The 12,044-nt window shown below is 69.0% G+C and carries 9 protein-coding genes; 3 read left to right on the top strand and 6 right to left on the bottom strand.

What is annotated here, in order from left to right; genetic code table 11:
- Positions 1-57: 57 nt before the first annotated feature.
- Genes AC07X5_RS26380 through AC07X5_RS26370 form a run of 3 tightly spaced genes read left to right on the top strand, consistent with a single transcriptional unit; the run spans position 58 to position 2,219 of the window.
- A complete protein-coding gene (locus AC07X5_RS26380) occupies positions 58-756 on the top strand; it encodes an amino acid ABC transporter permease (RefSeq protein WP_494772570.1) in 699 nt (232 codons plus the stop codon).
- A 9-nt stretch (positions 757-765) separates the two neighbouring features.
- Entirely contained in the window at positions 766-1,479 is a 714-nt protein-coding gene (locus AC07X5_RS26375; RefSeq protein ID WP_494772540.1) for an amino acid ABC transporter permease, read from the top strand.
- Positions 1,476-2,219: an amino acid ABC transporter ATP-binding protein gene (locus tag AC07X5_RS26370; RefSeq protein WP_494772539.1), complete on the top strand. Its 744-nt coding sequence runs from the start codon at positions 1,476-1,478 to the stop codon at positions 2,217-2,219. The genes AC07X5_RS26375 and AC07X5_RS26370 overlap by 4 nt, the downstream gene beginning before the upstream one ends.
- 8 nt (positions 2,220-2,227) lie before the next feature.
- Here the strand turns inward: AC07X5_RS26370 and AC07X5_RS26365 are convergent, their stop codons facing one another.
- The 6 genes from AC07X5_RS26365 to AC07X5_RS26340 all read right to left on the bottom strand — a co-directional run bounded on the left by AC07X5_RS26365 (position 2,228) and on the right by AC07X5_RS26340 (position 11,828).
- On the bottom strand, positions 2,228-4,747 hold the full coding sequence (locus AC07X5_RS26365; RefSeq protein ID WP_494772538.1) for an ABC transporter permease: 2,520 nt from the start codon (positions 4,745-4,747) through the stop codon (positions 2,228-2,230).
- A gap of 85 nt (positions 4,748-4,832) precedes the next feature.
- Entirely contained in the window at positions 4,833-6,401 is a 1,569-nt protein-coding gene (locus tag AC07X5_RS26360) for a C13 family peptidase (protein ID WP_494772537.1), read from the bottom strand.
- 54 nt (positions 6,402-6,455) lie between these two features.
- Positions 6,456-7,358: a formate dehydrogenase accessory sulfurtransferase FdhD gene (fdhD, locus tag AC07X5_RS26355; protein WP_494772536.1), complete on the bottom strand. Its 903-nt coding sequence runs from the start codon at positions 7,356-7,358 to the stop codon at positions 6,456-6,458.
- Complete coding sequence (locus AC07X5_RS26350; protein WP_494772535.1) at positions 7,355-7,648, bottom strand: hypothetical protein; 294 nt, start codon at positions 7,646-7,648, stop codon at positions 7,355-7,357. Before AC07X5_RS26350 ends, fdhD begins: the two co-directional genes overlap by 4 nt.
- Before the next feature lie 4 nt (positions 7,649-7,652).
- The gene (locus AC07X5_RS26345; protein ID WP_494772534.1) at positions 7,653-9,986 is read right to left on the bottom strand and encodes an FdhF/YdeP family oxidoreductase; all 2,334 of its coding nucleotides are present in this window, start codon (positions 9,984-9,986) and stop codon (positions 7,653-7,655) included.
- 165 nt (positions 9,987-10,151) lie between these two features.
- A complete protein-coding gene (locus tag AC07X5_RS26340) occupies positions 10,152-11,828 on the bottom strand; it encodes an OFA family MFS transporter (RefSeq protein WP_494772533.1) in 1,677 nt (558 codons plus the stop codon).
- Positions 11,829-12,044: the final 216 nt, after the last annotated feature.

The following is a 12,044-nucleotide window of genomic DNA, read 5'->3' as shown; positions in this document are numbered from 1 at the left end:
GCTCCATTGGTGCGCGCTGCCCCCCCCTTGCTGCGGCCTTCTGAATGACTGGCATGCATTCCCGTGTTTGACTATTCCCTGCTGCTGAGCGGCCAGTACCACCACATGATGGTGGGTGGCCTGCTGCTGTCGCTGCAGCTTCTGGCCGCCTCGCTGCTGGCGGCCCTGCCCATCGCCCTGGTCGTGGCCCTGCTGCGCCTGGCGCCGGTGGCCCCTTTGCGCTGGGCGGGTTTCGTCTTCATCGAAGGCATCCGCAACGTGCCGCTGCTGGCGCACATGCTGTTCTGGTACTTCGGCGCACCCGAGTTGCTGCCCGAGGCGGCCAGGCAATGGCTCTATGACAGCGGACATGCCGAGGCGGCAGCGGCCATCGTGGCGCTGGCGCTCTACACCGCGGCCTTCATGGCCGAGGACATCCGCAGCGGCATCCGCGCGGTGCCGGCGGTGCAGATGGAAGCTGGCCGCGCCCTGGGCTTCGGCTTCCTGGCCACCATGCGCCGCGTGGTGCTGCCCCAGTCGCTGCGCGTGACCGTGCCGCCGCTGATCTCCCAGGCGCTCAACCTCTGGAAGAACACCTCCATCGCCACCGTGATCGGCGTGGCCGAGCTGATGTACCAGGCCGCCAAGGTGGAGAGCGCCACCTTCCGCAGCGTGGAGGCGTTCGCCTTTGCGAGCGCGGCCTACCTCACGGTGTCGCTGCTCATCACGGGGCTGGCCAGCTGGTACCACCACCGTTACCCCGTACGCACGATCTGATCCCCTGGCATGCTGGAACTCATCGACACCTACTGGCTGTACTTCCTGGTCGGCCAATACCCCAATGGCCCCCTCGGCGGCCTGGCGCTCACGCTGCTGCTGGCGGCCGGCGCCCTGCTGCTGGCGCTGCCGCTGGGCATTCTGTTCGGCCTGGCGCGCGTGAGCCCCTGGCGCTGGCTGCGCTGGCCCGTCACGGGCATCGTGTTCGTGGTGCGCGGCATGCCGCTGCTGATGGTGATCTTCTGGGCCTACTTCTTCCTGCCCAGCGTGACGGGGGTGAAGACCGGCCAGTTCACCACCATGCTGCTGGCCCTGGTGGTCTTCAATGCGGCCTACCTGGCCGAGATCGTGCGCGCCGGCATCCTCGGTGTGCCGCGCGGGCAGATGGAGTGCGCGCGCGCCCTGGGCCTGACCTACCCGCGCGCCATGCGCCTGGTGGTGCTGCCGCAGGCACTGCGCAGCATGCTGCCTTCGCTCATCAACCAGTTCGTCTCGACCATCAAGGAGACCTCGCTGGGCTACATCATCGGCCTCACCGAAGTCTCCTTCATCGCCACCCAGATCAACAGCCAGGTCTTCATCCGGCCGGCCGAGGTCTTCGGCATCCTGGGCCTGACCTACTTCGTGCTGTGCTTCGGCCTGTCGCGCCTGGCCTACGGGCTGGAGCGCCGGCTGGCGCGGCGCGCAGCATCCCCTTCCCCCGCCAAGGCGCTCCCAACATGATCGAACTGCACGACGTCAACAAGTGGTACGGCAGCTACCACGCCCTGGTGGACGTGACCGAAACCATCGAGCAGGGCGAGGTGGTGGTGGTCTGCGGGCCCTCGGGCTCGGGCAAGTCCACGCTGATCCGCACGCTCAACCGGCTCGAACCCATCCAGGGCGGGCGCATCCTGATCGACGGTCACCACATCTACGGCCCCGACGTGAATGTGAACACGCTGCGCTCGCGCATCGGCTTCGTGTTCCAGCAGTTCAATCTGTTCCCGCACCTGTCGGTGCTCGGCAACTGCACGCTGGCGCCGATCCAGCTGCGCGGCCTCTCGCGCCCGCAGGCCGAGCAGCGCGCCCTGGCCCTGCTCGATCGCGTGGGCCTGGCGCACAAGGCCCATGCCTGGCCCTCGGAACTTTCGGGCGGGCAACAGCAGCGCGTGGCCATCGCCCGCGCCCTGGCCATGGAACCGCCGCTGATGCTGTTCGACGAACCCACGAGCGCCCTGGACCCCGAGATGGTGGGCGAGGTGCTGGTGGTCATGCGCGACCTGGCGCGTGACGGCATGACCATGGTCTGCGTGACGCACGAGATGGGCTTTGCCCGCGAGGTGGCCGACCGCGTGCTCTTCATGGACGAAGGCCGCGTGCTGGAGCGCGCCACGCCGGGTGAATTCTTCACCCGCCCGCAGCACCCGCGCGCGCAGCAGTTCCTCTCGGACATCCGCACGCCTTTTGCCAAGGCAGCATAGGCGCCGTGCTATTCCGCGGCGCTGCGCAGCGTCTCCACCACCGGGCGGCGCAGCACCTCGCGCAGGCCCCACCAGCCGGCTGCCAGGGCCAGCAGGGCACCGGCCACGGCACCCGCCAGCGGCACCCAGGGTGATGCCGTCCAGGTGAAGTCGAATACGAAGCGCGCCAGCGCCCAGCCCACGACCACGGCCACGGTGCTGGCCAGGAAGCCCGCGAGCAGGCCCACGCCCATGAGCTCGGCGCGCTGCACCTGGCGCAGCAGGCTGGCGCGTGCGCCCACGGCGCGCATGATGGCGAACTCCCGCGCACGCTCCTCGCGCGTGGCGGTGACGGCCGCGAACAGCACCACCAGGCCGGCGGCCAGGGTGAAGGCGAACAGGAACTCCACCGCGCGGATCACCTGGTCCAGCACGCGCTGCACCTGGGTGATGGTGGCGCCCATGTCCACATTGGTGATGTTGGGGAACTGGCGCACCAGTCCATTGTCGAAGCCCGCCTTGTCGGGCGCACGGTAGGCAGCCAGGTAGGTGACGGCCACGCCCTCCAGGTGTTCCACCGGGTACATCACGAAGAAGTTGGCGCGCATGGAGCCCCAGTCCACCTTGCGCAGGCTGGTGATGCGCGCCTCGTTCTGCACGCCGCCGATGTCGAACTGCAGCACATCGCCCATCTTCAGGCCCAGCGTCTCGGCAATGCCCTCCTCCACGCTGATGGCGCCCTTCTCGTTCTCGGTCCACTGGCCGGCCACGATCTGGTTGTGGGGCGGCTGCTGCACCGCAGTGGAGAGGTTGAACTCCCGGTCCACCAAGCGCTTGGCGCGGTCGTCGGTGTAGTCGGCCGGGCCCACGGCCTTGCCGTTCACGGCCAGCAGGCGGCCGCGGATCATGGGGTACCAGTCGTAGCGCTTGACCCCGCCGTCCTTGAGGCTTTGCTGGAAGGCATCGGCCTGCTCGGGCATCACGTTGATCACGAAGCGGTTGGGCGCATCGGGCGGCGTGGCCTGGCGCCAGCTGCTGATGAGGTCGGTGCGCAGCAGCACCAGCAGCACCAGCGCCAGCAGGCCCACGGCCAGGCTGCTGACCTGCACCACCGCATAGGCCGGGCGCGCGGAGATCTGGCGCGTGGCCAGCACCAGCCAGCGCGGCGCCGTGGCCTCGTTGACACTGCGGCGCAGCAGCTTCACCGCTACCCAGCTCAGGCCCGCGAACAGCGCCACGGCGCCGGCGAAGCCACCCACGGCGATCAGGCCCAGCTTGATGTCGCTGCTCACGGCCAGCAGCAGGGCGGCAAAGCCGGCCACGCCCACGCCCAGCACGGCCAGGGAGGCGGGCTTGAGCCCGCCCACGTCGCGCCGGATCACGCGCAGCGGCGGCACCTGCGCCAGCTGCAGCACCGGTGGCAGGCCGAAGGCGAACAGGAGCGTGAGCCCCATGCCCAGGCCGAAGGCCACGGGCCACAGGCTGGCGGCGGGCAGGGCCGATTCGACCAGGCCGGCCAGCAGCAGCACGAAGACGTAGTGCACCAGATAGCCCACGGCCACGCCCAGGGCGCTGGCGAAGAGGCCGATCATGGCGAACTCGGTGGTGTAGGCACCGGCGATGGTGCGCTGGCTCTGGCCCAGTACCCGCAGCATGGCCGAGGCATCGAGGTGGTCGGCGGCAAAGCCGCGCGCGGCCAGCGCCACGGCCACGGCCGAGAGCAACGCTGCCAGCAGGGCCACCAGGCTCAGGAATTTCTGCGCCCGGTCCAGCGTCTGGCGCATCTCGGGGCGGCCGCTTTCGAGCGACTCCACGCGCACGCCATGCTGCTCGGGCTTCTGGGCCTCGGCCGTGGCCCACTCGCTGAAGGTCTTGACGGCGACCTCGGGGCCGGCCACGGCAAAACGGTAGGTCACCCGGCTGGCGGGCTGCACCAGGCCGGTGGCGGGCACATCGGCCGCGTTGAGCATGACGCGCGGCGAAAAACTCATGAAGCCGCCGCCCCGGTCAGGCTCGAGCACGATGATGCGGGTGATGCGCAGCTGCGAATCACCGAGCAGCAGCATGTCGCCCATGGACAGGCCCAGCGATTCGAGCAGGGGTGCATCCAGCCAGACCTCGCCACGCGCAGGGATGTCGCGCGTGGTCTGCTCGGCCGCGCCCGGGCCCACGGCCACCGTGAGGGTGCCGCGCAGCGGGTAGCCGGGCTGCACGCTCTTCAAGGCCACCAGCTTGCTGGCACCGCCCTTGTCGTCGCTGGCCCGCCCCATGGTGGGGAAGCCCATGGTCGTCACGCTCTGCAGGCCCAGCGCCTTGGCGCGCTCGGCAAAGACCGCCGGGGTCGGATTGTCGCTGGCCACCACGGCGTCGCCGCCCAGCAGTTGCAGGGCATCGCGCTGCAGGCCGCCCTGCAGGCGGTCGGCGAAAAAGCCCACGGAGGTGAGCGCGGCGACGGCCAGGGTCACGGCCACGACCAGAAGGCGCAGTTCGCCCGCGCGCAGGTCGCGCAGCAGGGTGCGCCAGCCCAGGCGGATAAATGAGAGGTTCATGGGCGTGACATTAGCGCAAAAGGCCGCCAATCCACGGCAATGCAACATTTCCAGCCCGCATGAAGGCCTTTTCAGGCCTTCCCGGCTATCGGGGCGCTGCGTTCAGGCGTTCTTCCAGGCTCTTGAGCACGGAGGCGATCTCGGCGCCCACGCGGATCTGCGGGTTGGAAAACCCATCGTTCTTGCCCGCCTCCACCTCGCGCTGCTGGATCAGGGGCACGGCCTTCTTGAACGCTTCCTCGAAGGAGTGCGTGCTGCGCAGCTGCTCGTCGAACACCGCGCGGCCGAAGAAGGTGAGTTCCGACAGGGCGCCGCAGCCATAGGAGGTGTGGGTCGCGTCGGCCGCCGTCATGATCAGGGTGGACGGGTTGGCCAGCGTGTCGATCCAGCCGCCCGAGTAGCAGGCCGAGATCGCGATCACGCGGTGGCGTATGCCCGCCCCGTCCAGCGCCTCGCGCAGCATCTCGGGGCTGATGGGCGGCACCTCCAGCGGCCAGTGCGAGGCCGCGAGCTGGTGGTTCTGGGCGCCGTGCGAGGTCATGTAGACCACGAGCACGTCGTTGTCCTTGTCCATGCGCGCGGCCAGGGCGTTCACCGCGTCCTCCAGGTTCTCGGGCGTGGCCCAGACATGGGTGTCCGCCGTTTCCGCATGGTTGAGCAGGTGCAGCACCCGGCCCTGCGCGTCAAAGCGTTCCTCCAGCAGCTTGGCGACCATGCTGCTCTCGCGCCGGAACACGTTCTCGCGCGCGTAGGGGGCGAAGACCAGGCCATAGACATCGGTCACGCCGGGGCGCTCGGCGGCCAGGGCCTCGGCCTGCTGCTGCATCAGCGCCTGCTGGGCCTCGAAGACGGCCTGCGACAGCCGCAGCCGTGCCGGCCGAGGCCCATCTTCCGCAGGGGCCGCCACCCAGGACTGGAGCGGAACATAGGTCATGCCGGCGCCGGTCACGGCCAGCAGCACCGCCATGAACACGGCGGTCCGCGCCCAGGACCGGGTGAAGCGGGCCATCAGCACGGCATGGGCGAGCATGTATGCAAGCATCATGGCGCCATAGATGCCCCAGAAGGCCCAGTAACCCACGCCCGTGGACCACCACGCAGGCCGGTGCGCCCCCAGCGCCATGAGCCCGTAGACGACGAGCGCTGCGGGCAACACGGCCACCGTGGACAGCACCAGCCAGGCCGCGAGCCCGCCCGCAGGCCGCTCTCCATCGGCCAGCGGCGCTGCCGGGGGCACAGCCCACCAGGCGGCGCCGACCAGCACCAGCATGGCCCACCAGTGCGACAGCCAGTTCCCCAGCTGGAAAACGGCCGGGCCGGGCGTGTGCAGGCGCTCCAGGCCCACCAGCAGCGCGCTGCACAGCAGCACCAGCACCAAGGCCTGCAGCGGCGTGGGCAGGGCCGCGCCCGTGCGGGGCTGCTTCAGGAGCGCTGCGCGCAGGCCTTCGGCCACCCAGCCGGCCCAGGCCAGCCGGGCGGGCTGGGCAGGGGGCGCGGCAGGTGCCGGTTGCGGCGCGGGATCTTCGGGTGCCGGGGCGCCGGGCTGGGGTTCCACGGAGGTGCGGTGGGTTTCCGGCACCTCGTCGAGGTCGTAGGGCCCGAACTGGCTTGGCAGGGTGTCCGGCCAGACATGGGTGGATTGGCGGTCGCGCATGGCCCGATCATGCCATCGGCACGCGGCAGGCCCATGTCAAAAAATGCCGTACGGCTACAGGGCGGGCAGGCCCGATGCGTAGAGCACGCCGCGCGGCGCGCGGCACAGGCCCCACAGGCGCAGCCCGGCCAGCTCGGCCACCTGCACGCCAGTGGCCGTGGGGGCCGAAATGGTCGCCAGGGCCGACAGCCCCACGCGCGCGCACTTGCGCACCAGTTCATGGCTGCCCCGGCTGCTGAGCACCACGAAGCCCGGCTCCCCGAGCCGCCCCGTGCGCGACAGCCAGCCGATGAGTTTGTCCAGGGCGTTGTGCCGGCCCACGTCCTCGCAGACCTGGGCCAGCGTGCCGTCGAGCTGCGCCCAGCCGGCCGCATGCAGCGAGCCCGAAAGCGCGTTGTGCGGCTGCTGGTCGCGCAGCTGTCCCAGGGCATGCAGCACCGTGGGCAGGTCCACCTGGGCAATCCAGTCGCGCGCCGGCAGCCGGGTGGGCGCCAGGTCCAGCGAGGCAAAGCTTTCCACGCCACAGACGCCGCAGCCGGTGCGGCCCGCCATGCTGCGGCGCCGGTCCTTGAGGCGCTCGAAGCTGCGTGTGGAGATCTCCAGGTGCACCTCGACACCCGGCACACCGGGGGGCAATTGGGCGGCGCCCGCATCGGCCAGACGCAGCGAGGTGCCACGGCAGTCCTCGGCACGGTCCAGGATGCCTTCGCTCAGCGCAAAGCCCAGGGCGAAGTCTTCCAGGTTCTCGGGGCTGGCCATCATCACGGCATGCGAGACACCGTTGAAGACCAGCGCCACAGGCGTCTCGGCCGCCAGGGTGTCGGCGCGCAGACTGCCCGCTTCGGGGGTATGCGGCTCGCCGAACACGCGCACCGGCCGCTGCGCCAGGGCGGAGAGTGCGTCCAGCCGTTGATCGAGGTCCGGGTCCGCGGGCGCGGTATCGATGCGGGCGTTCATGGCGCAGCCTCGGCTGCGGGCAGTTCCTGCGCGGCGGCAAGCCCCTGCTCGGTGATGTGCGCGGTCCAGCGGTCGTCGGCCTGCACCACGCGCACCCAGCCCGGCCCCTGCTGGCCGCCCACGGCGGCATCGCTCATGAGGGTGAGCTGGCGCATGAGCACGCTCGCCCCCTGGCCCAGGCGCTTGCCCAGGCGCGGCAGCGACATGCCCGCGCCCAACTCGCCGTGGGCCTGCGCCAGCGCGCGCAGGATGGCCCAGGCCAGCGGTTCCTGCTCGGGTGTGGTGGTCATCGGCTCACGGCGCCGTGGCCGCAGCAGCGGGGGACACCACCCCGTCCGGCAAGGCCACCAGATGGGGCACCAGCAGCACGGGGATGGACTTGGAGGTGGGCGTGCCTGCCGTATCGGCCACGGCCGACAGCGGCACCAGTGGATTGGTCTCGGGGTAGTAGGCAGCGATGTTGCCGCGCGGAATGTCGTAGGCCACGAGCTTGAAGCGGTCGGCCCGGCGCTCCTGGCCGTCGCTCCACACGGTCTGGATGTCGACCCAGTCGCCGTCCTTCATGCCCAGCGCACGGATGTCCTTGTCGTTGATGAAGACCACGCGGCGCTGGCCATAGACGCCGCGGTAGCGGTCGTCCATGCCGTAGATGGTGGTGTTGTACTGGTCGTGCGAACGCGTGGTGAACAGCGTGAACACGATGGAGTCCTTGAAACGCTCGCGCGCCCGGTGCGATGGCGTGTCCAGCGGCACCACGGGCGCATGGAAGCTGGCCTTGCCCGAGGCCGTGGCCCACACGCGCTCGCTGGCCGTGTTGCGCAGGCGGAACCCGCCGGGCACGGCCACGCGCTTGTTGAAATCCTTGAAGTCGGGGAACACCTTCTCGATCTGGTCGCGGATGCGCGCGTAGTCCTCCACCAGCCACATCCAGGGCACGTTGCTGCGCGCGCCGATGGTGGCTGCCGCCAGGCGCGCCACGATGGCCGGCTCGGACAGCAGGTGCTCGGACGCGGGCGGGTTGATGCCCACTGAGATGTGCACCATGCTCATCGAGTCCTCCACCGTCACGCCCTGCGGGCCGGTGGCCTGCACGTCGATCTCGGTGCGGCCCAGGCAGGGCAGGATCAGCGCCTCCTTGCCGTGCACGATGTGGCTGCGGTTGAGCTTGGTGGTCACGTGCACCGTGAGGTTGCAGCGCTGCAGGGCCTTCCAGGTCTCGTAGGTATCGGGCGTGGCCGCGGCGAAGTTGCCGCCCAGCGCGAAGAACACCTTGCCCTGGCCCTTGAGCATGAGCTCGATGGCCTCCACCGTGTCCACGCCGTTCTCGCGCGGCGGCTCGAAACCGAACACGTCGCGCAGTTTGTCCAGCAGGGCCACGGGAGGCTTCTCCCAGATGCCCATGGTGCGGTCGCCCTGCACGTTGCTGTGGCCGCGCACCGGGCAAGGGCCGGCGCCTTCGCGGCCGATGTTGCCGCGCATCATGAGCAGGCTCACGATGGCCTGGATGGTGGGCACCGAGTACTTGTGCTGTGTGATGCCCATGCCCCAGCAGGCGATGACGCTCTTGGCGCCGATGTAGATGTCTGCCGCGGAGCGGATCTGCTCCTCGGTCAGGCCCGACTCCTGCTCCAGCAGGGCCCAGGACTCGCTGCGCAGCTCATCCGCCATGGTGTCGAAACCGGTGGTGTGCTCGGCGATGAAGGCGTGGTCGAGCACGCCGCCGCGCGCTTCTTCCTGCTCCAGCACATGCTTCATCATGCCCTTGACGGCCGCCAGGTCGCCACCCACGCGCAGCTGGAAGTAGTGCGTGCTGATGGGGGTGGAGCCCAGCGTGGCCATTTCCAGCTTGTCCTGCGGGTCGGCAAAGCGCTCCAGCCCACGCTCGCGCAGGGGGTTGAAGCTCACGATGCGCGCGCCGCGCTTGTGCGCCTCGCGCAGTTCGCCCAGCATGCGCGGGTGGTTGGTGCCCGGGTTCTGGCCGAAGATGAAGATCGCGTCCGCGCACTCGAAGTCGTGCAGCGTCACCGTGCCCTTGCCCACGCCGATCTGCGGGCGCATGCCGCTGCCGCTGGGCTCGTGGCACATGTTCGAGCAGTCGGGGAAGTTGTTCGTGCCGTACTGGCGCACGAACAGCTGGTACAAAAAGGCCGCCTCGTTGCTGGCGCGGCCCGAAGTGTAGAAGATCGCCTGGTTGGGGTCTGGCAGCGCGTTCAGGTGGCGCGCGATGATGGCGAACGCATCGTCCCAGGAGATGGGGCGGTACTGGTCGCTGGGTGCGTGGTAGACCATGGGGTGGGTGAGTCGGCCCTGGTCTTCGAGCCAGAAGTCGCTCTGCCCCGCCAGCTCGGCCACGGTGTACTGGGCAAACAGCGCAGGGCCCGCGCGCCGGGCCGTTGCCTCGGCCGCCACGGCCTTGACGCCGTTCTCGCAGAACTCGAAGGTGGAGGCGTGGTTGCGGTCCGGCCAGGCGCAGCCCGGGCAGTCAAAACCGTCGGGCTGGTTGGCCGACAGCAGGGTCTTGGCACCCTTGATCGGAATGTCCTGGCGCAGCAGCGTGTTCTTCACGCTGTTGAGCGCACCCCAGCCACCGGCGGGGCCCTTGTAGAACTCGATCTTCTCTTCTTTCATCATGGTCTCCTGGGCAATGCCAGCCGGTTGGATCACGCCGCACCCGTGGCGTTCCCCGGCCTGCAACTGCCGTCCAGGGAATCAGGAGGGCGAAGCGACGGCATGTGCTCCGCTGGCGGTGCGCAAGCGCCCGCCCCCGATTCCGTTGCTTGCGCTCCGTTTGCGTTACTGGAAGAACTTGGCCGCGCTCACCAAGGTCTTGTAGATACCCCAGATCAGTGGAATGCCCACCGCCAGCCAGGCGAAGGCCACCAGCGCGGGGCTGGTGGTGCCACCGCTGCCGGGGCCACCGCCCACTTCGGCCGCCACGCTCTTTTCGTGGGCCAGCTTCTTCTCGTGCGCCAGTTCCTCGTCGCTCATGAACCACTTGTCGGCCAGCGGGCGCACCATCAGGTTGGCGATCAGTCCGATGACCAGCATGCCCACCAGGATGTACATGGTCTGGTTGTACACCTGTTCGCGCGGCAGGCCCAGCCCCAATTGGTATTCACGCATGTAGTTCACGACCACCGGGCCCAGGATGCCCGCCGTGGCCCAGGCCGTCAGCAGGCGGCCATGGATGGCGCCCACGAACTGCGTGCCGAACAGATCGGCCAGGTAGGCCGGCACCGTGGCGAAGCCGCCGCCGTACATCGACAGGATGACACAGAAGGCGCCCACGAACAGCAGCTTGCTGCCCGCGCCGGCGGAGCTGGGGATGCTGGCGTACATCAGGCCGCCGAGCACGAAGAAGATCACGTAGGTCATCTTGCGGCCGAACTTGTCGGACAGGCTGGCCCAGAAGAAGCGGCCACCGATGTTGAACAGCGACAGCAGTGCGGTGAAGCCACCGGCCACGGCCGCGATGGCGGCCAACTGGGCCTTGTCGAGTTCACCGAACTTCTGCGACACGCCGATCAGGCCGCCGCCGAAGACTTCCTGCAGCATGGGCGAGGCCATGCCGATCACGCCGATGCCGGCGCTCACGTTCATGCACAGCACGACCCAGATGAGCCAGAACTGGGGGATGCCCCAGACACGCTTCACGTGCACGTGGCGTTGCGTGATCATGGCATTGGCCGAGGGGGGTGGCGGCGTCCAGCCGGCAGGCTTCCAGCCCGTGGGCGGCACGCGGTAGCCCAGGGCACCGGCCATCATGAACACGAAATACACCAGCGCCATGACCACGAAGGTCTGCATCACGCCCACATCGGTGGGGCTGGAGAAGTTCTTCATCAGGTCCACGGCCAGGGGCGAACCGATCATCGCGCCGCCGCCGAAGCCCATGATGGCCATGCCGGTGGCCATGCCGCGGCGGTCCGGGAACCACTTGATCAGCGTGGACACGGGCGAGATGTAACCGAGGCCGAGCCCGATTCCACCGATCACGCCCGAGCCCAGGATCATGAGCCAGAACTGGTGCAGGTGGATGCCCAGCGCCGACAGCAGCATGCCGCCGCACCAGCACACGGCCGAGACCACACCGGCCTTGCGCGGGCCGGCACGCTCCAGCCAGCCGCCCCAGATGGCGGCCGAGCAGCCCAGGAAGACGAAGAACAGCGTGTACATCCACCCGAGCGTGGCCACACGCCAGTCGCAGCCGCTGGCGAACAGCTCGGCAAAGAAGCTCATGTCCTTGGCGCAGGCAGCCCCCGTGCCGGCCGTGGACAGCGCCTTGGACAGTGGCAGCCAGAACACCGAGAAGCCGTAGGCCATGCCGATGCACAGGTGGATGGCCAGGGCGGCCGGCGGCACCAGCCACCGGTTGAATCCCGGTGCGGCAATGATGCGTTCCTTGTCCAGAAACCCGGGGGATGGCATGGCCCCGGGCGCTGTCGCAGTGCCCGCTGTGGAAGCTGTCATGTGTTCTATCTCCTTGGATGGTGCGCAAGCGCTGTTGTTCTTGACCTCGGTCAATCGCGGTCGGGAGTGTCTGAACAGGAGGGGTGCAGCGTCAAATTGAATCGACACATGCTGCGATTCAACATTTGAATGATGCGAACACGAATCACGCGCAAAGCGGCCGTGTGCATGCATGGTGCGGCGCAGCATTGCAGCCCAGGGACGGGGCGGGAACCG

The sequence above is a fragment of the Acidovorax sp. GW458-11-26-14-TSB4 genome (assembly GCF_059423865.1).
Note: the sequence above shows the minus strand (reverse complement) of the source record. Positions and strands in the feature narration are given on the sequence as shown.